The sequence below is a fragment of the Methylobacterium sp. AC832 genome, from assembly GCF_979256025.1.
Genome location: NZ_CEEDMV010000001.1, coordinates 155,393 through 180,880 on the forward strand (window position 1 = coordinate 155,393; position 25,488 = coordinate 180,880).

The 25,488-nt window shown below is 65.7% G+C and carries 23 protein-coding genes and 1 tRNA gene; 17 read left to right on the forward strand and 7 right to left on the reverse strand.

Annotation, left to right across the window (positions count from 1 at the left end; all coding sequences use genetic code 11):
- Window positions 1-186: 186 nt before the first annotated feature.
- The 5 genes from AC0IXR_RS00750 to AC0IXR_RS00770 are packed head-to-tail and all read left to right on the forward strand — an operon-like array spanning window position 187 to window position 5,542.
- Window positions 187-579 (forward strand): hypothetical protein, encoded by a 393-nt coding sequence (locus AC0IXR_RS00750; RefSeq protein ID WP_471759404.1) that lies wholly within the window; start codon window positions 187-189, stop codon window positions 577-579.
- A gap of 37 nt (window positions 580-616) precedes the next feature.
- Complete coding sequence (locus tag AC0IXR_RS00755) at window positions 617-1,003, forward strand: hypothetical protein (protein WP_471759405.1); 387 nt, start codon at window positions 617-619, stop codon at window positions 1,001-1,003.
- A gap of 26 nt (window positions 1,004-1,029) precedes the next feature.
- The gene (locus AC0IXR_RS00760; protein WP_471759406.1) at window positions 1,030-4,377 is read left to right on the forward strand and encodes a phage tail length tape measure family protein; all 3,348 of its coding nucleotides are present in this window, start codon (window positions 1,030-1,032) and stop codon (window positions 4,375-4,377) included.
- Window positions 4,374-5,141 (forward strand): hypothetical protein, encoded by a 768-nt coding sequence (locus AC0IXR_RS00765; protein WP_471759407.1) that lies wholly within the window; start codon window positions 4,374-4,376, stop codon window positions 5,139-5,141. The genes AC0IXR_RS00760 and AC0IXR_RS00765 overlap by 4 nt, the downstream gene beginning before the upstream one ends.
- Window positions 5,138-5,542, forward strand: coding sequence for a hypothetical protein (locus AC0IXR_RS00770; protein ID WP_471759408.1), 405 nt, complete (start codon window positions 5,138-5,140; stop codon window positions 5,540-5,542). The genes AC0IXR_RS00765 and AC0IXR_RS00770 overlap by 4 nt, the downstream gene beginning before the upstream one ends.
- Window positions 5,543-5,623: 81 nt before the next feature.
- Here AC0IXR_RS00770 and AC0IXR_RS00775 read toward each other — a convergent pair whose 3' ends face one another.
- Both AC0IXR_RS00775 and AC0IXR_RS00780 read right to left on the reverse strand, forming a co-directional pair.
- Window positions 5,624-6,202: a hypothetical protein gene (locus AC0IXR_RS00775; protein WP_471759409.1), complete on the reverse strand. Its 579-nt coding sequence runs from the start codon at window positions 6,200-6,202 to the stop codon at window positions 5,624-5,626.
- Window positions 6,202-6,531 (reverse strand): hypothetical protein, encoded by a 330-nt coding sequence (locus tag AC0IXR_RS00780; RefSeq protein ID WP_471759410.1) that lies wholly within the window; start codon window positions 6,529-6,531, stop codon window positions 6,202-6,204. Before AC0IXR_RS00780 ends, AC0IXR_RS00775 begins: the two co-directional genes overlap by 1 nt.
- Before the next feature lie 174 nt (window positions 6,532-6,705).
- On the opposite strand from AC0IXR_RS00780, the gene AC0IXR_RS00785 reads away from it, so the two are divergent.
- Window positions 6,706-7,563, forward strand: a complete 858-nt coding sequence (locus AC0IXR_RS00785; protein WP_471759411.1) for an exonuclease domain-containing protein — start codon at window positions 6,706-6,708, stop codon at window positions 7,561-7,563.
- 16 nt (window positions 7,564-7,579) lie between these two features.
- Here AC0IXR_RS00785 and AC0IXR_RS00790 read toward each other — a convergent pair whose 3' ends face one another.
- The 3 genes from AC0IXR_RS00790 to AC0IXR_RS00800 all read right to left on the reverse strand — a co-directional run bounded on the left by AC0IXR_RS00790 (window position 7,580) and on the right by AC0IXR_RS00800 (window position 9,219).
- Entirely contained in the window at window positions 7,580-8,425 is an 846-nt protein-coding gene (locus tag AC0IXR_RS00790) for a hypothetical protein (RefSeq protein WP_471759412.1), read from the reverse strand.
- 136 nt (window positions 8,426-8,561) lie between these two features.
- Window positions 8,562-8,638 (reverse strand) — tRNA-Arg (locus tag AC0IXR_RS00795).
- Window positions 8,639-8,832: 194 nt separating this feature from the next.
- The gene (locus AC0IXR_RS00800) at window positions 8,833-9,219 is read right to left on the reverse strand and encodes a transposase (RefSeq protein ID WP_471759413.1); all 387 of its coding nucleotides are present in this window, start codon (window positions 9,217-9,219) and stop codon (window positions 8,833-8,835) included.
- 263 nt (window positions 9,220-9,482) lie between these two features.
- Here AC0IXR_RS00800 and AC0IXR_RS00805 point away from each other — a divergent pair, with 263 nt between their 5' ends.
- The 6 genes from AC0IXR_RS00805 to AC0IXR_RS00830 are packed head-to-tail and all read left to right on the forward strand — an operon-like array spanning window position 9,483 to window position 15,894.
- Window positions 9,483-10,709 carry a transporter substrate-binding protein gene (locus AC0IXR_RS00805; RefSeq protein ID WP_311275953.1) on the forward strand — a complete coding sequence of 409 codons (1,227 nt, stop codon included), beginning with the start codon at window positions 9,483-9,485 and terminating at the stop codon, window positions 10,707-10,709.
- Window positions 10,702-12,333, forward strand: a complete 1,632-nt coding sequence (gene urtB, locus AC0IXR_RS00810) for an urea ABC transporter permease subunit UrtB (protein ID WP_471759414.1) — start codon at window positions 10,702-10,704, stop codon at window positions 12,331-12,333. Before AC0IXR_RS00805 ends, urtB begins: the two co-directional genes overlap by 8 nt.
- Before the next feature lie 59 nt (window positions 12,334-12,392).
- Entirely contained in the window at window positions 12,393-13,478 is a 1,086-nt protein-coding gene (gene urtC / locus AC0IXR_RS00815; protein ID WP_471759415.1) for an urea ABC transporter permease subunit UrtC, read from the forward strand.
- A complete protein-coding gene (locus AC0IXR_RS00820) occupies window positions 13,475-14,185 on the forward strand; it encodes an ABC transporter ATP-binding protein (protein WP_056428213.1) in 711 nt (236 codons plus the stop codon). Before urtC ends, AC0IXR_RS00820 begins: the two co-directional genes overlap by 4 nt.
- A complete protein-coding gene (urtE, locus tag AC0IXR_RS00825; RefSeq protein ID WP_471759416.1) occupies window positions 14,182-14,910 on the forward strand; it encodes an urea ABC transporter ATP-binding subunit UrtE in 729 nt (242 codons plus the stop codon). The genes AC0IXR_RS00820 and urtE overlap by 4 nt, the downstream gene beginning before the upstream one ends.
- A 33-nt stretch (window positions 14,911-14,943) precedes the next feature.
- Entirely contained in the window at window positions 14,944-15,894 is a 951-nt protein-coding gene (locus tag AC0IXR_RS00830; RefSeq protein WP_207410955.1) for an acetamidase/formamidase family protein, read from the forward strand.
- Between the two features lie 184 nt (window positions 15,895-16,078).
- Here AC0IXR_RS00830 and AC0IXR_RS00835 read toward each other — a convergent pair whose 3' ends face one another.
- On the reverse strand, window positions 16,079-17,899 hold the full coding sequence (locus AC0IXR_RS00835) for a monovalent cation:proton antiporter-2 (CPA2) family protein (RefSeq protein WP_471759417.1): 1,821 nt from the start codon (window positions 17,897-17,899) through the stop codon (window positions 16,079-16,081).
- A 270-nt stretch (window positions 17,900-18,169) separates the two neighbouring features.
- Between AC0IXR_RS00835 and AC0IXR_RS00840 the strand changes: the two genes are divergently transcribed.
- Window positions 18,170-19,342 carry a YihY/virulence factor BrkB family protein gene (locus tag AC0IXR_RS00840; protein WP_471759418.1) on the forward strand — a complete coding sequence of 391 codons (1,173 nt, stop codon included), beginning with the start codon at window positions 18,170-18,172 and terminating at the stop codon, window positions 19,340-19,342.
- A gap of 7 nt (window positions 19,343-19,349) precedes the next feature.
- Here the strand turns inward: AC0IXR_RS00840 and AC0IXR_RS00845 are convergent, their stop codons facing one another.
- Window positions 19,350-20,540, reverse strand: a complete 1,191-nt coding sequence (locus AC0IXR_RS00845; RefSeq protein WP_056428200.1) for a PQQ-dependent sugar dehydrogenase — start codon at window positions 20,538-20,540, stop codon at window positions 19,350-19,352.
- A gap of 122 nt (window positions 20,541-20,662) precedes the next feature.
- Here AC0IXR_RS00845 and AC0IXR_RS00850 point away from each other — a divergent pair, with 122 nt between their 5' ends.
- From AC0IXR_RS00850 to AC0IXR_RS00865, 4 genes are all read left to right on the forward strand, one after another.
- The gene (locus AC0IXR_RS00850) at window positions 20,663-20,959 is read left to right on the forward strand and encodes a nucleotidyltransferase family protein (protein WP_471759419.1); all 297 of its coding nucleotides are present in this window, start codon (window positions 20,663-20,665) and stop codon (window positions 20,957-20,959) included.
- The gene (locus tag AC0IXR_RS00855; protein ID WP_244478102.1) at window positions 20,949-21,299 is read left to right on the forward strand and encodes a HepT-like ribonuclease domain-containing protein; all 351 of its coding nucleotides are present in this window, start codon (window positions 20,949-20,951) and stop codon (window positions 21,297-21,299) included. Before AC0IXR_RS00850 ends, AC0IXR_RS00855 begins: the two co-directional genes overlap by 11 nt.
- A 42-nt stretch (window positions 21,300-21,341) precedes the next feature.
- Window positions 21,342-24,398 (forward strand): DNA polymerase I, encoded by a 3,057-nt coding sequence (gene polA, locus AC0IXR_RS00860; protein ID WP_471759420.1) that lies wholly within the window; start codon window positions 21,342-21,344, stop codon window positions 24,396-24,398.
- A 275-nt stretch (window positions 24,399-24,673) separates the two neighbouring features.
- Window positions 24,674-25,396, forward strand: coding sequence for a DUF4142 domain-containing protein (locus tag AC0IXR_RS00865; RefSeq protein ID WP_056428189.1), 723 nt, complete (start codon window positions 24,674-24,676; stop codon window positions 25,394-25,396).
- Window positions 25,397-25,488 lie beyond the last annotated feature (92 nt).

A 25,488-nucleotide genomic window follows, 5' to 3' on the forward strand; every position in this document is an offset into this window, starting at 1 on the left:
ATGAGGGTTAGTCGCGCCCGCGTCTCCCAATACGTGAAAGCCGGTCTGCCTGTACGTTCTGACGGCAAATTGAACCGCGATGAAGTCCTTAACTGGCTTAAGCGGAATGCAGTCGGACTTTACTCGGGCGAGGACCGAGGAGTTAACCGGGCCGCGCGGCTGGCGAAACCGCCAAAGGCGCAGCCAATGTCTTTGCCGGAGCCCGAGGACTCCCCGACACCGGATCTCGTGCGGGACGTGATCGTAGCAATGATCCACCGCACCGATGCTGTCGTCGCCTTCGCCGTCATCGCCGCCGGGGGCAACGCCGAGACCGCGTTCGCCGCCGCCAATATCGCCCGTGCCGAGATGATGGCGGCCGGTACCAACGTGGCGCTGACCTTCGAGGTGCCGGACGGTGATGACGGCGCTCTCGGGCCCGTTGCGGCGACCGACTACCCGCCCGACTGGCCCGCCCTTGCGGACTTGGCTGGCGCACCCGTCGCCCTGGACGAGTGGCGAGAGGCCGAAGGTCACCTGCCGTACTGGCGCGATCCCGATCCGCCCGAGTGGCCCCACCCCTGGGACCAAGCATCGTAGCGCTCGCCACCCACCCTCACAACCAAAGGAATCCACCATGTTGAAGCTGAGCCAACCCAAGACCGAAGCGACCTGGATCGACCTCATGGACGGCGTTCGCCTCCAGATTCGCCCCCCGTCGATCGCCCAAATCCTGCTCAGCCGCGAGGCTGCCGGCAAGGCGTACATCGAGGAGCGCGATGCGGGCTTGCTGGACGAAGCCAGCGACCTCCGCGCAACGACCGCGATGGTGATCCGGTACGCCCGTGCCGTCATCGCGGACTGGTCCGGCATCGGCGACGCGAACGGCGACCCTGCGCCGGTCACCCCGGAGAACATCGACGCTCTGATGACCCGTTGGGACGCTTACGAGCGCTTCGACCAGCTCGTGTTTACCCCGGCCCTTAACGCGAACGACGGCCAGGCGGTCGACGCCGCAGCCTGACCCCCACCGCATAAAGGAGGCGGACCATGGCCAATAACATCGCGATCCGCCTCGGCGTAGAGGGTGGAGCAGACGTAAGGCGGGCATTCGAGGATGCGGGCGGCGCCGGCCGGCAGGCGTTCGACGGGGTTGCGGCCTCGATGGACAAGGCCGGGGTGGCAAGCGACCGCCTCGCTCAGAAGACCCGCGAAGCGCAAGCGGCGGCTCGTACGGCCCAGGCTGCCGCGAGCGCATCGGCTACGACCGGCCCCGCCTCCGGCTCCTCCAACGCGCAGCCGGCGAACGCGCCTGGCTTCAGCCCGACGTCCCTGCGAGTGGCAGAGCGGGTGCGAGCGGAGGTGGACGCCGAGTATGCCCGACAGATCAAGCTGGCCCGCACCGAAACGGGTATCGATACCGGGTATGCGGCCGGCCGGTACGACGTTGCCGAGCGCGACCGCCTCCGCGCCCTCGCCGCCGCGAAGTATGCGCCCGCCGCCGAAGCCGCCCCGGTCGCGACCTCGCGCACCATCGCCGCCGGATGGCGCGACTTCGAGGCCGCTGGCAGCGCGACCCTCAAGGAGATCGAGGCCGGGCGCACGGCCGCCATGAGGAACGCCGAGGCCAGCCGGCGGCTCGGATCGCTCGGCCTGACGCCGCAGACCGCCGCCAACCAGAACACCCGGCTCCGGGGCGATCAGGTCCAGAACCTGACGGCACAGGGGATCGATATTGCCACGTCGCTCCAGGGCGGCATGAACCCGCTTACGGTGCTGCTTCAGCAGGGCGGCCAGATCGCGCCGATGTTCGTCGGGCCCGGCAGCACCAGCGTGAAGGGCGCGCTGGCACAGACCGGCGAAGCAATTTCGAGGTTCGTTTCTCGTATCGGCATCGTCGGCGGCGCCATCGGCGGCGTCACGACCGCGGTTCTCACCGGTGCGGCTGCCTACGCCAGCTACCGTTCTCAGCAACGCGAGATCGAGCTCGCCACGTCCGGCATTGGCCGGGCCTCCGGGGCGACGGTCGGCACGATCAACGCTATCGCCGAGGCGCAGGCCAGCGCGGCGGGCATCTCGGGGAGTGCGGCGCGCGAGCTACAGGCGCAGTTCGCCGGTACCGGCCAGATCGGCACGGAGATGTTCGCCGGCCTTCTCGCGAGCGCCCGTGATTACGCGGTCGCGACCAGACAGGATTTGCCCGAAGCTGGTGCGGCTCTCGCCCAAGCCTTTGCCGACCCGACCAAGGGCGCGCAGACCCTCAATGCGCAGCTTGGCTTCCTCGACGACACGACGCTTCAGACCATCACCCGAATGCAGGCGCAGGGCGACCGTCTCGGCGCGCAGAAGGTGCTTCTGGACGCCTATTCCGGCAGCGTCGCGGGCGCCACGCAGAAGCTCGGGTTCTTTGCGCGGGGTTGGGCTGAGTTCTCCAAGGCCTCATCGAACGAAATCGAGGGGATCGGCCGGTTCGTCGAGCGGGGATTCGGAGGCGGTGACGCCGAGTCTCGCCTCAAGACCCTTCAGGCGCAGCTTAAGCGCAACGAGGGCTCCAAGGGCGCGCTCGGCGGGTTGCTCGACCCGCTGTTCAACTATGACGCCGGGGTCATCAAAGAGCAGATCGCGAAGGTCCAGGCCGAGATCGACAAGGCCACCAAGGAGGGCGGCCAGACGCAGGCCAACCAGCGCTCGTTCGCGGTCGGCAACCTCGTCCGGTCCCTCAACCCGGAGCGGGAGGAGCTGAAGAAGCTCACCAACGAGGGCGTGCTCCTCCGCAAAGCCTTCACCGATCCGGTCGCCTGGGGTCTGAAGACGGACCAGATCGACGCCGCCCGGCGCGCCTTTGGCGACGTGAGCACGGTGGTGAAGAACCTTGTCGAGGACATGGACAAGTTCGGCAGCCGGGCCGTTGCCGCGCTCAACCGGACGGCCGACTTCAACCTGAAAACGGTCGGCTACGCCCCCGGGGCGCAGGCCGTGGCAGCGACGAACGACAAGTACGAACAGCTTCTCCGCGACGCCAAGGAATCGGACCGCGCCGGCATCGAGACGGCCCGTCAGAAGGAGTTGGAGACCCTTCGCCAGTCCTCGCTGCTTCAGCCCGGCAACTACTCCACCAGCGTCCGCGACATACCGGAGCAGTACCGGGACCGCGTGTCGTCGGCGGCGAACAGCGCTGGCATCGACGCCAACCTCCTCGCGTCCGTGTTCCGGCAGGAGTCGCGTTTCCGGCCGGAGGTGATCGACGGCCGCAAGCTGAGCCCCGCCGGCGCGGCCGGTCCTTTCCAGTTCATGCCGCCCACGGCAGCGCAGTACGGCGTGGATCCGCTCGACTTCACCAGCGCGGCTAACGGCGCGGCACGCCTTATCCGCGACCGACTGAAGGCCAGAAACGGCGACGTCGCCCTTGCCCTGGCGGATTACAACTGGGGGCAGGGGAACGTCGATAGCGTGGGCCGTGACCCGTCCCGCTTCCCGAAGGAGACCCGCAACTACATCGCCGACGTGACCCGGCAGACGCCCGGCGTCACCGAGCGGGTCCAGGAACTCGATGCGAACGCCCGTGCGCTCCAGCTGGCCACCGACAACCTGAAGGCCAACACCGAGCTCTACGGGGTCAACGGCCAGAAGCTCGAGGCCACCACCCGCGCCAACGAAATGCTCTCGCAGCAGATGGCGCGGGGCATCCCTGTCACGGATTCGCTTCGGGCCAGCATACTGCAGTTCGCCAACGACGCCGCGGGCGCTGCGCAGAAGCAACGCCTCGTCCAATTCGCGGGCGACAGCACCTTCGAGCGCGAGCAGCTGGGCCGGTCCGCCACTGAGCAATCAGCATTCGCGGCCGGGCGGCGGGTTGTCGGCGACACGTCCAGCGACGCGGCTCGCGCGGTCATAGAAACCACCCGCATGAACGATACCCTGCGGGAGACGAAGAGCATCGCGACCGACGCGTTCGGGGGGCTGCTCACCGACCTGCGCCAGGGTCGGGACATCATCGGGTCTATCTCGAACCTCACCGGGCGATGGGTCGACAAGCTGCTCATGACGGCGGCGGACAAGTCGATTTCGGCTCTTTTCGCGGGCGGAGGTGGCGCCGGAGGCAGCGGTGGCGGTATCGCTTCCATGCTCGCCAGCGCGAAGTCGTTCCTCGGCTTCGACCAAGGCGGCTACACCGGACCCGGAGCCCGCTTGGAGGCTGCCGGCATCGTCCATAAGGGCGAATTGGTTTGGAGTCAGGACGATATCCGTAGGGTCGGCGGCGTTGCCACCGCCGAGGCGCTGCGGAAAGGCTTTCGAGGCTACGATATCGGCGGCTTCGTCGGCGACATGCCGGGGCGCCCCGTGTTCCCGAGCGGCGGCACCGGCCAGCCCGCCCTCTTCATCGGAGTCGCCGCATGACCGCCAACGCCATGTTCGTGGTGGAGGACGGCATCGTCGTGTTCTCGGACGGTGCCGCCTATGACGAGACGGGCACCGTCCGCCAGATCCACGACAAGCAGCTCATCCGCGCCGACATCGACACCGTCATCACTTGCTCAAGCAGCGGTTCGGGCCTGTCCCTGCTCAATCTCGCCATGAGCTCGGATGCGCCGGGGAGCTTCGATGATGTGGCGGACCAGATGCCCGGATGGTCGCGGGAAGTGCATGCCATGATGATGGCGGCGTTTCCGGAGCGCGGCGAGACCGAGAATTGGTCCATGTACCTCTACGGCGGGTGGTCGGAGCGCGCGCAGGCGTGGAAGGCGTTCCTCATTATCACCATGCCAGGGTCGCTGCTGGGGATGCAGTGTGAGGCACACACGCCCGTGCCGCTCGCTTCTTACACCAAGCCGGCGGCATCCGCTGAAGCCCTCGCGAAAGTCGGGCTGCCGGCCGACCTGCGAACCCTGACCGGGCCGATCAATCATCACGATCTCGGACTCCGGCTGATGATGGCCCTTCGCCACACGGAGCAAACCGAAATCCATGGGCCGGGATCGCGTTCCGGCTACATCGTCGGCGGCTTCCTTCAGCACACTCATCTCAGGCGGGGCCGGGCCGAGACGCGGATCGCCTATCGCTGGCCGGACGAGATCGGCCGTCCCATCGATCCCTCGGGCGACCCGCCCTTTACGATCGAATATGGCACCGCGCCGGCCTCGGCGATGGAGGCTGCGGAATGAACATCGTCCAGCGCGCGAAGGCCAACGTCGTGATTGCCACCCTCCGGATGAGGTGCGGCGACGCGGAGGTGTTCGAGGTTCTGCAATCGATCGCCAGAACCGATGCGGACTTCGTGGCGAAGCAGACCGCGCCGGCGGTGATAGGGGTGCCTGCGAGCCGTGAAGCCGAGGACATCGTGGAGCGCGCCCTAGAAGGCTACATCCGGGACCGGATTGAGATTTTCCGCCGGGACGGGGCGGACGAGAACGCGACGAACGCCTATAGTCTGGCGTTCTTGCTGGCCTTCGACGACGCCAGCAAAAACGCGGTGGCGCAAGCGTTTGGCGCGCGGGCCAAGACGGCCTCCGGCCTGCCAGCGACCCGCCGGGGAAAGTCGTTCACGCAACCGACCATCCCGTGACGCGGCGGTCCTCCGATAATTGGAGGATGGGGCGACCACGCGAAACCCGCTGCATACAGAAGGCGACGGGGAAGCCGTAGCCTACTGCTGGCCGTCCGGCTTCTTCTCGGTGTCGGACTTTTGCGCCCCGTTCTGCTGATTCATGATTGCATCGCGCACGCCTGAGATGGTCGGCGCAGCTTTCTCGCCGAAGAGGCTTAGAACAATCACGCCGCCAATAATGATGGGAGCAAGGATTGCGGTCAGAAGCGCAATGCTCAGCTGCTTCCCAAAGCCTCCAGCAGCTTTTACCTCTGCGAGGGTTTGAGCCAGCCCCGACTGCTGGGCCTGTGTAGCGTTGCTAACTTCCCGCAGGACGCCGCCCTGCAGCGTCTCCATCTTGGCCTGCTCGATGTCCGGCTTCATATACTCACGCGCCGCTACATCGAACGTAGCGGCTGCGCGACTCCGCATCTGCTCGAACTGATACGGCGTGATATCGAGGATCCACGCATCGATCTCGGCTTGCGTCGGCGGCGTCCCGTTGTTGGTAATCGTCCGATGCTGAATCCATTGCCCACGCTCGAACGCGAACGAGGCGTAGGTGAGAAAGTCGAGGGCGGCGTGCCCGCTGCCATTGGTGACGAGGTGCTCGAACACCTCGTGATCGTTCGCGGGCATCAGTCGGCCGAATGCTCCGCGTGAGCAATCACGTGTGCCTGCGGGATCGCAGCCGTTTTGAAAGCACCCGTTGCTGCGCTGCCGGCGTCGAGTGCCTTAGCAACTCGGCCGACAACATCGCGCGTCACGGGCTTCACATTGACGACGGCAACCGGCACGCCATCGGCATCGACGTACATCATATCGGGCACAGACAGATCATGATTGCCCGGCGTAACGAAATGCCCCCGAGAGTGCCCACGTACGAGTTCGGCCCCCTGACGCTTGGCCAAGCGGGCTGTCCAAATCTTACGTAGGAACCTTTGGGTCTCTTCTGGCAGCTTCGCCATGTGTGTCTCCGCGGAGCGGGCCAGTGTTACCACCGCTTGCCTCTCCGCATGTCCTGAGTCCCCGCCGGGGACGGTTTCTCATAAAGTACGCCTGTAAGGGAGTCTTACAAGTGCGCATCGTGACAGCCCTCCGTTTATCGGTACGATCACGGCCATTGAACGGGAGCCGCGCGCATGAACTTTGTCGCCATCGACATCGAGACAGCCAACCCCGATCAGTCGAGCATATGCGCTGTTGGGCTGGTTGTCTTCGAGGACGGCAAGATCATCGAGGAGCAGCACACGCTGATCGATCCGGAGGACGAGTTCTCAGCGCATCACACTCGGCTCCACGGCATCTCGGCTGAAGACGTGCGCGGCAAGCCTACCGTGCCCGAGATCCTGGCCCAGATCGGCAAGGAGCATGGCGACGCTCTAATGCTGCATCACGGGCCCTTCGACCGGGTCGGCCTCCGCCGGGCCTTCGCCAAGCACGCACACACGCCCTGGCCGTGCCGCTGGCTGGACAACCTGATGGTCGCGCGCCGGACGTGGTTTGAGCACGCAGGTGCCGGTGGCTACGGGCTCAAGTTCCTGTCCGGGCACTACGGCATCCCTCTCGATAATCATCACGACCCTGTGCAAGACGCCCGTGCCGCCGGCCTGCTGTTTCTCCGCGCCAGCGCCGAGACCGGACGCTCGGTTGCCGACTGGCTCTCGCGTGTCGGCCAGCCAATCGGTCGGCCGTTATCCAGCGTCACCGCACCCGCGCAGGTGTTGGCCGAGGTGCTGACGAACGAGGTCATCGTCTTCACCGGAAAACTCAGTGTCGAGCGGCGCGAGGCAGAGAGCGATGCGCGTGCAGCCGGCTTCGGCGTCGGCGACAACGTCACGCAGAAGACCACGATCCTCGTCGTCGGCGATCAGGACGTACGCCGCCTCGCCGGCAAGGCGGTCAGCAGTAAGCAGGTGAAGGCCGAGAAGCTGGTCGATCAGGGACAGTCCATCCGCATCGTCACGGAATCGGACTTCCGGGATCTGATCGCGGTGTGACCGGTGGCAGCGATGCCTAAGTTGCCTCGGTCGCCTTTGGCCCCTCGATCTGGAGGGGAGGCGGTGACAGCAGCGGTCTCACAGTTTCCAATGTTGCCGTGGCCCAGTCGCGATAAGAAACATACGCCTGGGCGACGTTCGGAGCAGCTGCGAATAGGTCTACAGCAAACACCAGTGCAGTTAAAAGATTCCATAGCCCAGAACGGTTTGTTTCTTCTGATTTTATGCTGCTAACAATTGATTTTGTCTTTGCAACAAGATCAACAATACCGGCTAAAGCTTCGTCGTGCCCAAATATAACAAAATTTTCGATTGTGAACAGCAGATCTCGGACCCCATTTCGCAGTGGGCGCTCAGCCCATGCTGGCAAATGATCTGATACCACAAGATCTTCCAGGGCTTCTCGGAGCAATCGCGAAAGCTCATCAAGCTGAGCCTGATCAACGGCGGGGAATGGATAGTGTTTGCCAAAGATAGGAGAAAGAAACGAAAGTGCAATCAGATGCTCTTTACGAAGGTGGTTATTTAGTACGCCATTCCACGATTGATACATGTTCTCGGCGCTAAACATTGACTGAATTGATTCTATTGCATTAATACTCAAATCTCTTGTTTCATCATCGATGCGATCGTCGTCAAGGCCATTAACTAGATCCAGCAACGCATCGACCCGCCGATTAATGGTTGAATATGCGAGTATGGCTGGACTGCTGATGTTGGTGGGATGAAGTAATTCTCCAAGAACGATGTGCGCGTGCCTGCTGTCAGACGCCTTGTGTGCCACCAGCTTATTCATGAGCTTGCTGAACTCACGGGCAGCATCAGTCTCACGACGAGGCTTCGTTACCACGGCTATCTCCATGCGGGCTCTACCCTACGCGCACGACGAACCCCCCGCCGCCTTACTGGGCGCGGGGTGATTCGGCGCAACTGCTTCCGCAGCGCTTCCGCAAGCCTCGAATTGGTTTTAGCAGGGCGAGCTAAGTCATTGAAATGATTGGCGCACCCGACACGATTCGAACGTGTGACCTTTGCCTTCGGAGGGCAACGCTCTATCCAGCTGAGCTACGGGTGCTGACCGTGGATGACACCTAACCCAAGCCGTGGCCCCGCGCAACGGTGTCGGCGGTCAAAGCGGCGTTTCGCCATGCGAGACTCGGATCGCCATCCGGAGCGGCGTTAGGTACGCACGTCCATGCATCTCACCAGCCCCCGATACGCCGGCATGGTCCGATCCTCGACGAACCTCTCCCGTAACGGAACCGGGCTTCAGTTGGCGCCGCGCACGAAGGCGTAGCGACCGACCGTGGCGGCTTCTCCGCGATAGCGCACGCCTTCGCCATGGGCTGGGGGCGTCTCAGCGCGGTCGAGGGCTTTGGTCGCGAGATCCACCCGGTGATCGGGATAACGTGGGGTCAGGGCGAGCAAGGAATGCCTCAGGCGAGCCAGTTCGGCCCGCAATGCGGCGTTCTCGCGTTCGATCTGCCCGAGATGGGCGACGCCTGCCGGCGGTAGACCGCCGAGGCGGCGACGCCAGCGGTAGAACGTGCCGACGGAGATATGAGCCGTCTCGCAGATGGCCGAAATGGGAGTCCCATTCTCGGCTTCCCTAAGGAGAAAGGCGACCTCCTGATCGGTGTGTCGGCATCGACGCATGTGTAGACCTTCGCGATCGAAGATGGGGTTTGGCTTCGAGCAAGATGCACCAGCAAGAAGCGCACCGTGGAATGGGAGGACAGGCCGGCGAATAGCTGACGGCGCAAATGCGAATTTTGACGTTTTGCATCGGATCCAGCCCATGTTGCAGGCGGTCCGATGACCTTTTGCGCATCCCAGGGGGACCATGCAGCCTATTTGACCTTCCGTTCAGTCCTGAGGAATTGGAAACTTCGGGTCGTATCGGGGGAGGTTCGAAGCCCATGGTCGATGTCACGAGGCGTCATTTCATCGGGACCGCGGCGGCGCTCGCCGCCCCCGCAATCATCCGTCCGGCCTGGGCAGCCGACACGGTCAAGCTCGGATGCCTGTTCTCCTCCTCGGGCACGATGGCCAATATCGAAGGCCGCCTGAACCATGTGGTGCGCATGGCGGCCGATGGAATCAATGCCAAGGGCGGCGTCAACGGACGCCGAATCGAGGTGGTGACCTCGGACCCGGCTTCGGATTGGCCGCTCTACGCCCAGATCGGCCGGCAGATGCTGCAGCAGGAGAAGGTCGCCGCCCTGTTCGGCTGCTGGACCTCGGTCTCGCGCAAGTCGGTCCTGCCGGTGGTGGAGCAAAATGACGGGCTGTTGTTCTATCCTCTTCACTTCGAAGGCGACGAGAATTCGAAGAACGTCGTCTATGTGAATTCACCGCCGGCGAGCTCGGTGCTGCCTGCGGTGGATTACCTGATGGGTGCCGAGGGCGTCGGGGCCAAACGCTTCTTCATGATCGGCTCCGATTACGTCTGGCCGCGCACGATCAACAAGCAACTCAAGGCCTATTGGGCATCGAAGGGGGTGGCGGCGACGGCCTGGCGCGAGGAATACGTGCCCCTGGGTTTCTCCAACTTCCAGACCCTGGTGAACCAGATCCGCAGCTTCGCCGCCGAGCCCGGCGGGCAACCGATCGTCGTGCTCACGGTGGTGGGCTCGTCGATTCCGGATTTCCTGCGCGAATTCGCCAACCAGGGCATCCGGGCCACCGATGTGCCGATCCTCGGCCTCGATATGGTGGAGGCCGATCTCGAAGGACTGGATACGGCGCCTCTCGTCGGCCACCTCAATTGCTGGGCCTATCTCCAGGCGGCGAAGGCGGAGGCCAATACCCGGTTCCTTGCGGATTGGGCTGCTTACGTGAAGGCCAAATCCGTGCCCTTCAGCGCCGACACCGTCATCGATCCGATGGTCTCGGCCTATGACAGCGTTCAGCTCTGGGCCCTGGCGGCGGCGAAGGCCGGGAGCTTCGACGTGCCCGAAGTGCGCAAGGCCTTCGCCGGCCTGAGCTTCGCCGATCCCTCCGGCTACACACTGACGATGACGGGAGAGAACAACTACGTCGCCCGCGGCGTCTTCATCGGCTCGGTCAACGAGAAGCAGGGCTTCGACATCCTCTGGCAATCGCCCGACGCCCCCAAGCCCGTGCCGTTCAGCCCGTATGGTTGAGAGCCTGAAATCCTGGCTCTGCGGCGCGATCCTGCTCGTCGCCGGTCTGATGCAGCCGGCCTTCGGAGCGTCGCCTAGCTTCGAGCGCGCGGGCTTCGCCGTCGGTCTGTGCGGTGACGGGGCCGCGCAGAGCCGGGTGCTCGATGCGCTGATCCGGTCGAGCGGTGAGGTAACGGCCGAGGATCTCGCTTTCGCCGGCATCCTGCTGGGCGGCTTGCTTGAGAGACGCCTCGTCTGCCTCGGCGATACGGCTGTTCTGCTCGAGAAGGCCGGGGCACCGGACGGGCGCGAGGTTGTGAGCGGCGGCGTTCGTTCCACGAATGGCGGACGTTCGCCGGTGCTCGGCCTCCGGCAGCGCGGCCTCGTGGAGACCGCCCTCGGCATCTCGACCCTCATCGCGGGCGAGACGGTGGAGCTTCGACGGAAGGGGTTGGCAGCCGTCGAGCGGCGCATGGCGGGCGTCCCCGATGCCGTGCTGGTGCGGGCGCAGGACAACGAGAGCGATGCCGGATTAAAGACGGCAATCGGCGTGGCGGCACAGGGAGCGGCTTTGTCCTCGCCCGATCCGGCGCGTCGCCTGGCGGCGATCCGGGCGGTGGCCGAGGCTCCCTCGGGTGCTGCCTTCTCGCGGCTCTCCGCCCTGAAGAGTGATCCGGCCTATCGCGCCGACCCCGCCTTCCATGCGGCTTTGGAGGCCGCGATCGCCAAGGTCGAACGCGCTGTGTGGATCGGCAACGGCCTCGCGCTCCTCTACAACGGCTTGAGCTTCGCCAGCATCCTGTTCATGGCCGCCGCGGGGCTGGCGATCATTTTCGGACTGATGGGCGTGATCAACCTCGCCCAGGGCGAGTTCATCATGGTCGGCGCCTATGCGGCCTATGCCGTGCAGGAGGCGTTCCGCCGCTTCGCTCCGGGCTTCCTCGACCTCTACCTCCTCGCGGCGATCCCCGTCGCCTTCCTCGCCGCCGCCATGGTGGGGATCGTCATCGAAGCGCTGATCCTGCGCCACCTCTATCGTCGACCGTTGATGAGCCTGCTCGCCACCTGGGCCGTGAGCCTGTTCCTCATCAATTTCGTGCGCGTGGTCTTCGGATCGCAGAACCTGCAATTCGCCATGCCGGCCTACGTGAGCGGCGGCGTGCCCCTCTATGCAGATTTCATCGTGACCTGGAACCGGCTCTTCGCCATCGCCTTTGCGGCGATCACCCTGGTGCTGACGCTCCTGATCCTGAAGCGCTCGCCGCTCGGCCTCGACATCCGTGCGGTGACGCAGAATCGCGACATGGCGGCCTGTCTCGGCATCCGCACCCGCCGGGTCGACCGCCTCGCCTTCGGCTTCGGCTCGGGACTGGCGGGGCTCGCCGGTGTGGCCCTGTGCCCGATCTACAGCGTCAATCCGGGCATGGGCGCGACCTTCATCGTCGACAGTTTCATGGTGGTGGTGCTCGGTGGCGTCGGTACCGTCATCGGCACCCTCGTGGCGGCCCTCGGCATCGGCGGGGCCAACGTCCTGATCGAGCCGTTCTACGGCGCGGTCGCCGCCAAGGTCATCGTGCTCGTGGGCATCATCCTCTTCCTCCAGCGCCGGCCCGAAGGGCTGTTCGCCGTCAGGCGGCGGCGATGAGCGAGGCCGTGGAACCCTCGCTGATGACACCATCTCAGCCCATGACACGATCTCGGCCCATGCCGGCGTCCCGTTGGCGTCTTCCGGCTTTGGGGGGAGATCCCTTGCTGGCGGCGGTGATCGGTCTCGTCCTCGCCGGCGCGCTCGCAATCCTCCTGCTGCAACCCGCCCCCTACCTCGTCAACATGGTCGGCCAACTCGCGGCCTTCGCGATCCTCGCCGTCTCCCTCGATCTGGTCTGGGGCTATCTCGGCATTCTCAGCCTGGGACATGGCCTGTTCTTCGCCATCGGCGGCTATGTCTGCGCGATGCACCTGCTCTCCCACGCCTATGCCGTCACCGGCGTGGCGCCGGACCTGATGCAGTTCATGGGTTGGAAGACCCTGCCGCTCTATTGGTCCGGTCTCGCGAGCGCGCCGTATGCCTTGGTCGTGGCCCTTGTCCTGTCGGCCGCCATCGCTTTCCTGTTCGGCTATGCCTCGTTCCGCTCGCGGGTGAACGGCGTCTACTTCTCGATCATCAGCCAGGCCCTGGTCTATGTCGCCATGCTGCTGATGTTCCGCAACGATACCGGTCTCGGCGGGAATAACGGCATGACCGGATTCCCGCTCCTGTTCGGCTATCCCATCGGCGCGCCCGGCATGGTCACGGGCCTGACTGTGGCGACGCTGCTGGCCCTGGCCCTGATCCTCGTGGGCACGCGTGCCCTTGTGGTCGGCCGTATCGGCCGGCGCATGCTGGCCTGCCGCGACGACGAGGCCCGCCTGCGCACCCTCGGCTACAGTACGACGCGCCTGAAGCTCGGGATCTGGTGCCTCTCCGCGACGATCGCCGCCATCGCCGGGATCCTGTACGTGCCTCAGGTCGGCATCATCAACCCGCGCGTGCTGAGCCCCGATCTCTCCATTGAGATCGCAGTCTGGGTCGCCATCGGCGGGATGGGAAGGCTCGGCGGCGCGGTGATCGGCGCCGTGGCGGTCAACGCCCTCAAGTTCTGGCTGAGCGCCGCGATGCCGGAGGCGTGGCCCTTCATCCTGTCGGGTCTGGTCCTCGTCGTGGTGCTGGGGCTGCCGAACGGCCTCCTCGACCTCGCGGCCCTGCGCCTGAAACCGACCTGGTTGCGGCGCGGCGGGAGGCTCGGATGAGCGCCCTGACCATCGACAATCTGAGCGTCGTGTTCGGGCGGTTCCGCGCCCTGGACGAGCTGTCGCTGGCCATCGATCCCGGTGAGGTCCGGGCGGTGATCGGTCCGAACGGCGCCGGCAAGACCACCCTTCTCGACGCCATCACGGGCATCGCCAAACCGACCTCGGGCCGCATCATGCTCGGCGACGACCTCGACCTGACCCGCCGCTCGGAGGCCGAGATCGCCCGTGCGGGCGTGCGTCGCAAGTTCCAGAAGCCCAGCGTCTTTCCTGCCCTGACCGTGCGCGAAAACCTCGAGATCGGCTGTGGCCTCGATTGCCCGATCTCCGAGCGATCCGACCGCATCGCGGTATCCCTCGCCGAGACCGGGTTGGAGACGCGTGCGGACACCCTCGCCGGTTCCCTGGCGCACGGGGAGAAGCAATGGTTGGAGATCGGCATGGTCCTGGCTTCGCAGCCGAAGCTGGTCCTCCTCGACGAGCCGGTAGCAGGATTGTCCGATGCCGAGACTGCACGCACCGCCGATCTCATCCGATCCCTGCGCCGGCCCGACCGAGCCATCCTGGTGATCGAGCACGACATGGCTTTCGTGGAGGCGATCGCCGACCGGGTGACCGTGCTTCACGAGGGCCGCACCCTGTTCGAGGGCGGGATGGAGGGTGCGCGCGCCGATTCACGGGTCATCGAGGTGTTCCTCGGCCGATGAGCGACGTGTCCCCCTCCCTGTCGCCGGTTCCGCTCGGCTTGTCCGTCACCGGCCTCGACCAGCATTACGGCAGCGCGCAAGTCCTGCGGAACGTCGACCTGTCCATCGAGCCGGGTTCCTGCATGGCTGTGCTGGGCCGCAACGGCGCCGGCAAGACGACGCTGTTGCGCTGTCTTGCCGGCCTGATTCCGGTGAGCCGTGGCTGCATAATCCTCGGCGAGACCGACATCACCGACATGTCTCCCGACCGGCGAGCGCGGGCGGGCCTCGCCATCGTGCCGCAAGGGCGCGAGATCTTCGCCGACCTCACCGTGGCCGAGAACCTGCGTGTCGCCGCCCGGGCACATGGGCTGGACCGCACCGACGCCGTGGATGAAGCGGTCGCCTTGTTCCCGGCCCTGCGCGACCTGTGGAACCGGCCCGGCGGCAATCTTTCGGGCGGTCAGCAGCAGCAACTCGCCATCGCCCGCGCGCTGAGCACACGCCCCCGCCTCATCCTCCTCGACGAGCCCACGGAAGGCATTCAACCCTCCATCGTCTCGGCGATCGAGACCGTGATCGAAGAGCTCAAAGGCCGGATCACCGTGCTCCTCGTGGAGCAATATCTCGAATTCGCGGTTCGCCTCGCCGATTCCTTCGTCGTGCTCTCGCGCGGCAACGTGGTCGAACGGGGCACGCGCGAGACCTTGGACCACGCCACCCTGTCCCAGCACATCGCGGTCTGACCAGCCGCCATCAGACCTTCGGAAGGATCCCTCATGTCGACGCATCACGAGATTCCCGCGACCCCCGACACGATGGTGCTCGGCTATTTCGACGCCGCTCTGCCGCCGGTCCTGGAGGTCGAGTCCGGCGACACCGTCACGCTCCATTCGTTTCCGGCCGGCGGCAAGGAATCGCTCCATCCCGATCCGGCCCGGGTGCCGGCCGATTACCTCGCCGCCCTCGATACCCTCGCCTCCGGCCCCGGGCCGCATTTCGTCACCGGTCCGGTCCATGTCCGCGGGGCGGAACCCGGCGACGTGCTCCAGGTCGACATCCTCGATCTGAAGTTCCGCATGGATTGGGGCTTCGTGGCGATCCTTCCGCTGCTCGGCACCCTGCCGGACGAGTTCACCGACTACGAGACGATCCATCCCGACATCGACGTCGCCCGCGGCGTCGCGATCCTGCCCTGGGGCGCCGAGTTGCCCCTCGATCCGTTCTTCGGAATCATGGGCACGGCGCCTCCCGCAGCCTGGGGAAGGGTCGGTTCTCCGGTTCCCCGCGCCTTCGGCGGGAACATGGACAACAAGGAACTCAAGGTCGGCACGTCGCTGTATCTGCCAGTCTTCAACCCGGGCGCGGGCTTCTATGCCGGCGACGGCCACGGCGTGCAGGGTGACGGCGAGGTCTGCATCACCGCTCTCGAGACCGGCCTATCGGGGACCTTTCGGCTGACCGTGCGCAAGGATCTCGGCTATGCGTGGCCGTTTGCCGAGACCCCGACCGATCTCATGACGATCGGCCTGCATGAAAGCCTCGACGAGGCCATGCGCCAGGCGGTACGCGAGATGGTCCGCCATGTCTGCGCACGCAGCAGCCTGACCCGCAATCAGGCCTACATGCTGTGCTCGCTCGCCGGGAACCTCCGGATCACGCAAACGGTCGACGGCAACAAGGGGGTGCACATGCTGCTGCCGAAGAGCGCCCTGGCAGGACCTGCCTGAGCCGGGACGCCCCCGGAGCTCATCGTACCGATCGGCCGGTCCCTCGATACGAAATGCTCCGGACATGGGGTGGGTCGCGTCGCACTACCCGGGCGCTCGGACGGACTCAGGTCGATGCCTGCCCGCAGGATGTGTTTGAAAAGACGGAACCCATCCCGTCCTTCGCAGGACCGCAGACCAAGCCCTACCCTTCGACCACATCCGCCTTGTGGGGGCGAAGTTCCGGAGCGCCCTGGTCGATCTCGGCCTCGACCGGGGCCGTGCGGCTCTCCACACGGGTGCTGTCGACGAAGATGCGGGCTTCGCCCTCCTTCAGCCCGAGGCTGCGCAGGGCGTAGAGCGTCATGCCGAAGGCCAGTTCGCGCTCGGCCATGAGGACGAGGCCGACGCCCTGTTCCTCGAAATAGTGCCGCTCGCCATCGTTATGGGTGCGCACCAGCGTGTCGATGCCGGGATTGGCCTCGCGGGCGAGTTCGACGAGGCGGCGCGCCGTATGCGGCTCGGGCGATGCGATCACGATGAGCTTCGCCTGGCCGATATCGGCGGCTTCGAGGATACCCGGCGCCGTGGCGTCCCCGAACACCGCTTCGACACCGTCCTTGCGCAGGTCGAGGACGCGGCGGCGGTCGCGGTCGATCACCAGATAGGGAAGGTCCCAGGTGGCGAAGGCCTTGGCGATGGTGCTTCCGACACGGCCATAGCCGATGACAATGGCATGCCCGCGATGAGGCTTCGCCTCCTCCGTCACCGCCATCGCCGCAGCGCCGCGACGCTCGAACCGGGCCGCGAGTTCCGGCCGCTCGGCGAAGAAGCGCGTGGCCCGCTCCGCCAGGACGAAGAAGAGCGGGTTGAGCGTGATCGACAGGATCGCGCCGCCGAGGATGAGGTCGCGTCCTTCCGTAGGCAGGAGCTTCAGCGACAATCCGAGGCTGACGAGGATGAAGGAGAACTCGCCGATCTGCGCGAGACTGGCCGCGATGGTGAGCGCGGTGCCGATGGGATGCTTGAAGGCCAGCACGATGGCCACGGCGGCGAGCGATTTGCCGAGGAGGATGATGCCGAGGACGGCGAGCACCGAGAGCGGCTCGCGCAGGAGGATGCCCGGATCGAACAACATGCCCACGGAGACGAAGAACAGCACCGCGAACGCATCCTGCAGGGGTAGGGAATCGGCCGCCGCCTGATGGCTGAGGTCGGATTCGGCCAGCACCATGCCGGCGAAGAATGCACCGAGCGCGAAGGAGACCCCGAAGAGCTCCGCCGATCCGAAGGCGATGCCCAGCGCCAAAGCGAGGACCGCGAGGGTGAAGAGTTCGCGCGAGCCGGTGCGGGCCGCCTGATCGAGGAGCCAGGGCACGACGCGGCGTCCGCCCACCAGCATCACCAGGGCGAATACCGCGACCTTGGCCAGCGTCAGGGCCAGGGTGAGCCAGAGGTTGCCGTCGGCAACATGGTGGGCCGCGCCGTCGCCGGTTCCCCCGAGGGATGGTGCGAGGGCGGGGAGCAGGACCAGGGCGAGGACCATCGCCAGATCCTCGACGATGAGCCACCCAACGGCGATGCGGCCCTTGTCGCTGTCGAGGAGCCGACGCTCCTCCAGGGCACGCAGCAGCACCACGGTGCTCGCCACCGAGAGGGCCAGGCCGAAGACGAGGCCCGCGCCGATGCCCCAGCCCCAGAGATGCGCCAGCAGCCCACCCATGGCGGTAGCGGCCACGATCTGCACGATCGCGCCCGGTAGGGCGATGGTGCGCACCGCCATCAGGTCTTTGATCGAGAAATGCAGGCCGACCCCGAACATCAGCAGGATCACGCCGATTTCGGCGAGCTGGCTCGCGAGTTGGCTGTTGCCTACGAAGCCGGGTGTGTACGGCCCAACCAGAACCCCGGCCAGGAGATAGCCGACCAGGGGAGGAAGCCGCAGCCGTTGGGCCAGCATCCCGCAGGCGAAGGCCAGGACGAGACCGAGGGCGATGATGGCAATCAGCTCTGTCGCGTGCGGCACGGGGCTGTCGTGTCCTCGTTTGGAAGATTTCGCGAAAACGGTGAGGGCAACGGCTGCCGAGGGCAAGCGCCGAATGGCGCTAGATAACCGCAGACGGGTTGACAGTCCGTGCCTGAGAGCACGCACCGTGCCGGACAGCGCGTCTGCGGCTCTCCCTCACCGACTTCGTCCGCTGAAAGACGGTCGGGGACCGTGCATGAAACTCTCTGGGCGGCGGAAGGTTGTCGCAGGGAATTGAATTCACTTTCCGCTCTACAGGACGAACCGCCGATGGCCGAACCACATCATGACCCTGCGGGAGCGGGGGGGGCTGGGCAATCCGGCTCCACCCTGTGGACGCTGGGGCTCGTGACCGCGCTCGTCGGTCTCGTCGTCCTGCCGCGGAAGGGCACGCGGCCATCCCCGTCCGGGTCAGCGTCGGACAGGTCTCCCTCCGCCCCACGCACGAGCGAGCCCTCCCCCTCCCATGAGGGAAGGGACGCCAAGCACGTCGCCAGGATGGAGACCGAACGCGGGCGGCAGGCGTCGACACCGTCCGAAATCCCCGCCAAGGGTTGGAAGGATATCGGTCTTCGGGTTTTCCACGATATCGGCGAGAACAACCTCGTCTCGGTGGCCGCTGGCGTGACCTTCTACGTTCTGCTGGCGATCTTCCCCGCCATTGCCGCCCTGGTCGCCTGCTACGGTCTGGTGGCGGAGGTATCGACGATCAACGATCACCTGCAGAACCTCCAGGGCGTGATCCCGTCCGGTGCTCTCGACATCATCGGCGAACAGGTGAAGCGCATCGCTGAGAAGGGTGACACCACCCTGGGTCTCACTTTCTTCACCGGTCTCGCCCTGTCGATCTGGAGCGCCAATGGCGGGATGAAAGCGGTCTTCCAGGCCCTCAACATCGTCTACGAGGAGCGCGAGACCCGGAACTTCTTCTGGCTCAACCTGCGCTCGCTCACCTTCACGGCGGGGGCGCTGCTCTTCATCGTGCTGGCCCTGGTGGGCATCGTCGTGGTGCCGGCGGTGATCAACATCGTCGGTCTCAGCGCGGAGGCCTGGTACATCTCGCTCCTGCGCTGGCCGGTGCTGCTGCTCGCGGTGCTGGCCGGCCTCGCTGTGCTCTATCGCTATGGTCCGAGCCGCGACGCGCCGCGCTGGCGCTGGGTGACCTGGGGCAGCGCCATCGCGGGCGTGCTCTGGCTCGCGGGGTCGCTGGGCTTTTCCTGGTACGTCTCGAATTTCGGCAAGTACAACGAGACTTACGGCTCCCTCGGCGCGGTCGTGGGCTTCATGACCTGGATCTGGATCTCGACGACCATTGTCCTCGTCGGCGCCGAGATCAATGCGGAGATGGAGCACCAGACCGAGGCCGACACCACTATCGGACACGAGGAGCCCTTGGGAGCTCGCGACGCCCGCATGGCGGATACGGTGGGCGCCGCGAGTTGAGTTCCGCTCAGCCCTTGTAGCTGATCCGGTAGATGATGCCGTGCTGGTCGTCGCCGAGGAAAAGGCTTCCATCCTTGGCGACCGCCAGACCGAAGGGCCGGGCGAAACGCGACCAGCCGCTCGGGCCGCCTTCGGTGAGGAAGCCCGACACGAACGGGGTGATCGTCGTCGGCAGGCCCTTTTCGAAATGCACGCGCAGGACTTCGTAGCCACTCGGCGGCTTGCGATTCCATGATCCGTGCATGGTGACGAAGGCATCGCCCTTGTACTCGGCCGGGAACTGCGCGCCGTCGTAGAAGGCGAATTGCATCGAGGAGGCGTGCGCCGTCCAAGTGAGAAGCGGCCGCTCGCTGTCCTTGTCCCACTGCTCCAGCGAGCTTTTGGGGACCTCGCGATAGAGGTTCTTGATCCCGGCACCGAAGATGTAGGGCCAGCCATACTTCTTGCCCGGCTCGATCCGGTTCAGCTCCTCCGGCGTTGCGTCGTTTCCGAGCCAGTCGACGCCGTCGTCCCAGCCATAGAGCGCCTTCGTCCCGGGCTCCCAGGCGAAACCGATGGTGTTGCGAAGTCCCGAAGCGACGATTTCACGACCCGACCCGTCCGGCTTCATCCGCACCATCGTGGCGTTCTCGGGGTTGCGCTCCTCGCATTCGTTGCAGGTGGAACCGAGGCTGGCATAGAGCCAGCCGTCCGGCCCGAAGCCGATGGTGCGGTTCGGATGCTGGCCGGCATCGGGAAGGTCGGCGACGAGCCTCGTCTCGGGGCCGAGACTGCCATCGGCCTTCATCGGCGCGGAGAAGATCTCTTTCACCGTCACGTAGAACAGGGTGCCGTCATGGATGGCGAGCCCGTGCACATCCGGCTTCTTCAGGACGACTTGGCGCTTGGCCGCGTCGGTCGCATCAATGCGGGTGACCGTGCCGGCGTCGCGGTCGCTGACATACAGCGCCCCGTCCGGCGCCACGACGATGACGCGGGGCGCGCCGAGATCGCGGGCGAAGGCCTCGATCTTGAACCCTGCGGGGAGTTTCAGAGCGGCGATCCGCTCCGGTGTCGCCTCCAGCGGCGCGGCCTTCACCACATGGGCCTCGATCGTCGCCGTGCCGGGGTTCTGCAGCGCCTGGGCAAAGGCCGGGAGCGGGGCGGCGGAGAGGGCGAGGGTCAGGGCGAGGCAGGTCGAGCGGCGGACCGGGATCATGCGGTAGGATTCCGAAACTGTGGAGGACGAGGCTGAAACGCGGTCTTGGAATCCGCCGTTCCGGCACGCGACACTTCCACCCGGCCCTTCAGCGCGCCCGCGATTTGAAGTAGTGTCGCCGAATGGATCGCGGCATCGCCATCGGAATTCTTCGAGAGAACGAGGCGGAGCTACGCCTACGCGGCGTCCGTCATGCTGCGCTGTTCGGGTCGACGGCGCGGGGAGAGGCGATCGGTTCAAGCGACGTCGACGTCATGGTCGTTCTCGACCGAGAGACCATTCGTGACGTCGACGATTATGTTGGCCTGGTGTACTTCATCGAGGCGCTCTTTCCGGTCGCAGTGGACGTCGCCAGCCGTGATGCTCTGAAACCGCATATCCGTCTGTGGGCCGAACGAGATGCCGTTCATGCGTTCTGAACGCGTCCGCGATGCGATCATCGACATCATCGACAATATCGACGCCGCTCAGCACTTCACGGCTGGAATGACGTTCGATACGTTCATCGCTGACCAACGTACGGTCTACGCTGTCATCCGCTGTCTCGAGATCATCTCCGAGGCCAGTCGCCGCCTCGATCCGGAAACGAAGCTGCGCAACCCGTACATTCCCTGGCAATCGATCGCCAATGTCGGCAACGTCTATCGACATCCCTATCACAAGGTAGAGCTGGATCTGGTCTGGGCTGCCGTCCAAGAGCGGCTCGGCGAAGTACGTCATGCCTGCATCGCCGAACGCGACGCTTTTTCTGCCTCCTGAGCGCGCTCGCTCTCGTCTCCTGAACTTGGCCTTTTTCTCACGATGAACGCTGTCTCTCCATCCGCCCCCGTCGGCCCCGGCGATCAGATCATCCTGGTGGACGGGTCGTCCTTCATTTTCCGGGCCTACTTCCAGTCGATCAACCAGGACCAGAAGTACAACACCCGGCCCTCGGACGGGCTGCCCACGGGGGCGGTCCGGCTGTTCTGCACCAAGATTGCCCAGTTCGTTCAGGACGGGGCAGCGGGGATCAAGCCGACGCATCTGGCCATCGTGTTCGATAAGTCCGAGGGCTCGTTCCGCAAGGAGCTCTTCCCCGACTACAAGGGCCACCGCCCCGACGCGCCGGACGACCTCAAGCGCCAGATGCCGCTGATGCGCGAGGCCGTGCGCGCCTTCGGCCTCAAACCCATCGAGCTGGAGCGCTACGAGGCCGACGACCTCATCGCCACCTATTCGCGCCAGGCCGAGGCGCGCGGGGCCGGCGTCATCATCGTGTCCTCCGACAAGGACTTGATGCAGCTGGTGGGGCCGCTGGTGCGGTTCTACGATTTCGAATCCGGCGTGAAGGGCAAGCCCGGGCATAGGCCTGAGCGCAACCTCGACCTCGACGCCATCATCGCCAAATGGGAAGGCCTGCAGCCGAACCAGATCGGTGACGCCCTGGCGCTCATCGGCGACACGTCCGACAACGTACCCGGCGTGCCCGGCATCGGCCTCAAGACGGCCGCCGTCCTGATCAAGGAATACGGCAGCCTCGACGCGCTGCTGGAACGGGCGGGCGAGATCAAGCAGCCCAAGCGCCGCGAGACCCTTCTCGCCAGCATCGACCAGGCGAAGCTTTCGCGGAGGCTGGTGGCTCTGGAGGAGAACGTGCCGCTCCCCATCGCCCTCGACGACCTGCGCCTGCCAGCGCCCGACCCCGAGAAGCTCGTCGGCTTCCTCAAGGCGATGGAGTTCAACACCCTGACCCGCCGCATCGCCTCGATGCTGCATGTGGACCCCGAGAAGGTGAAGCCCGATCCGGCCCTGCTGCCTGGGTCGGACGGAGCCGACGCGCCCCCGTTCGAGGCCGCGGCACAAGGCGGCGAGGTCGATCCCTTTGCCGACCTGAACCTGCCGGAAGGCGAAGCGAAGCCGCGCGGCCCCTCAGAACCGACGCCTTCCGGCCTCGTTGCCCTGCGCGCGGCCGAGGCGACGAACCCCATCGACACGACGGGTTACGAGACGATCACCAGCCTCGACCAATTGGCGGCCTGGATCGCCGAGGCACGCGAGGCCGGAGTGGTGGCGGTGGATACCGAGACCGACTCCCTCGACGCCAACAACGCCAACCTCGTCGGCGTCTCCCTGGCGGTGGCGCCGGGGCGGGCGGCCTACATCCCCCTCGCCCATCTGGAACCGGTGGCTGCATCCGAGGCGAGCGACCTGTTCGGCGATGCCAAGGCGGCCACGGGGCAGTTCAGCCCGGTCGACGGACAGATCCCGATCAATGCCGCCCTGACGGCGCTGAAGCCGCTCCTCGAAGATCCGGGCGTCCTGAAGGTCGGCCAGAACATCAAGTACGACTGGCTGGTGTTCCGGCGCCAAAGCGTCGCCATCGAGATCGCGCCGTTCGATGACACGATGCTGATCTCCTACGTGCTCGATGCCGGCAAGGGCGGGCACGGTATGGACGAACTCGCCCGTCGCCATCTCGGCCATCAGCCGATCACCTTCTCGGACGTGGCCGGCACCGGCAAGGCGAAGGTCACCTTCGACAGGGTGCCTCTGGACAAGGCCACCGCCTACGCCGCCGAGGATGCGGACGTGACCCTGCGCCTGTGGCGGATGATGAAGCCGCGCCTCGTCGCCGAGCGCCGGGTGACGGTCTACGAGACCCTGGAACGCCCCCTCATCCCGGTCATCGCCCGGATGGAAGCGGCGGGAATCCGCGTCGACCGCAACATGCTGAGCCGGCTCTCGGGTGATTTCTCGCAGATCCTCGTGCGATTGGAGGAAGAGATCCAGGAGGATGCCGGCGAGCGCTTCCAGGTCTCGTCGCCGAAGCAGATCGGCGACATCCTGTTCGGCAAGATGGGCCTGCCCGGCGCCAAGAAGACGCCGTCCGGCCAGTGGGCGACGCCCGCCACCCTGCTGGAGGAACTGGCTCAGGCCGGGCACGAACTGCCCAAAAAGATCTTGGAATGGCGCCAGCTCGCCAAGCTGAAATCCACCTATACGGATTCGCTGCAGCAGCATGCCGACCGGGAGACCGACCGGGTCCACACCTCGTTCTCGCTGGCAGCCACCACCACCGGCCGGCTCTCCTCCTCGGAGCCGAACCTGCAGAACATCCCGATCCGCACCGAGGAGGGCCGGCGCATCCGCCGTGCCTTCGTGGCGCCGGAGGGCAGGAAGCTCATCTCGGCCGATTACAGCCAGATCGAGCTGCGCATCCTCGCCCACATCGCCGATATCCCGCAGCTGCGCCAAGCTTTCGAAGACGGCGTCGACATTCACGCGGCCACCGCCAGCGCCATGTTCGGCGTGCCGTTGAAGGACATGACCTCGGACCTGCGCCGGCGCGCTAAGACGATCAATTTCGGCATCATCTACGGCATCTCGGCCTTCGGGCTCGCCGACCGCCTCGGCATCGGCCGCGAGGAGGCCTCGGCCTTCATCAAGCAGTATTTCGAGCGCTTCCCCGGGATCCGCGCCTATATCGACGACACCAAGAAGCTCTGCCGCGACCTCGGCTACGTCACCACCCTGTTCGGCCGCGTCTGCCACTATCCGCAGATCCGCTCGAACAACCCGAACGAGCGGGCGAGCGTGGAGCGCCAGGCGATCAACGCTCCGATCCAGGGCTCGGCCGCCGACATCATCCGCCGGGCCATGGTCCGGATGGAGCAGGCGCTGCGGGCGGAAAAACTCAACGTGACCATGCTGCTGCAGGTGCACGACGAACTGGTATTCGAAGCACCCGAGGACGAGGTGGAGAAGGCGCTGCCGGTGATCCGCCGGGTGATGGTCGAGGCGCCCGCACCCGCGCTGACCCTGCGCGTGCCGCTGGTAGTGGAGGCGCAGGCGGCGGGGAACTGGGAGGAGGCGCATTGAACGTTGTGCTGCTCTCTCACCTTATTCCAAGGCGGAGCCCTCCAGTTCGTGCGGTGGATTCTGGGACTCTCCTTCTAGGCCGCTTCGCGGTGCCTCAGGACGAGGTGATCGGGTAGGAGGGCGAACGATAGCCATGTCACAAATAGGTGAAGCATGCCGCACCGCACCACAGCCATGCCCTTCAAGCAGGAACCGTCACGTTAACGAAACGTTCATGCCGGACGAAACGGTCTTTCAACCAAACGCCGTAAAGGCGTGTGAGGACAACCTCCGCCATGATCAACACCAAGCTTCTCGCCGCCCTCGGCTTCACCGTCGCGGCGATCACGACCCCGGCGCTCGCGCAGGAGCCCCTCGGTATCCGCGTCGCGCCCCAGTTCGACGCCAACGCCCCTGAGGCCCGCGACACTTCCTCGTTCCGCGCCGCCGCCCTGCGCTCGGATGCCGTCAGCATCGAGTCGAGCCGCATCGCCCTCGAGCGCTCGCGCAACCCGAACGTCCGCAACTACGCCAAGAACGTGCTGGTCGAGCGTGAGGCCACCACCAAGGCACTGCTGCCCGAGGGCACTTCGCTGACCGCCGGCGGCACCGTCGTCTCCGACAGCCAGCCCTTCGAGACCCGCTTCGACAACCCGGTCGGCGTCGTCCTCGCCCCGGTGACGATCTCGGCCACCATCGCGTCACGGATCGTCGGCGGCGTGCTCGGCGGCGTCGGCCTCGTCGACAACACCCCCGGTGAGCCCGGCCGTCGCGTCGCCATCGGCCCGGACGGTCAGGCCCGGATCGACCGCCTGAAGAACGCCCGCACCGGCCGTGAATTCGACCGTACCTTCGTGCAGCAGCAGGCCCGTTCGGATGCCCGCACCCTCGGCCTCTACGAGTCCTACTCGCGCAACGGCGACAACGCACAGGGCCGTGAATTCGCCAACCAGGCGCTCCCCTACATCGCCAACCAGCACGGCCACTCGGCCGTCCTCGCCAACCGTATCGGCGGCTGAATCACTCACTCCTGAAACAGGAAAGGGCCGCCCGGTGGGGCGGCCCTTTTCGTTTGCGCCCAATCCACCCTCTCCCCTCTGCGGGAGAGGGT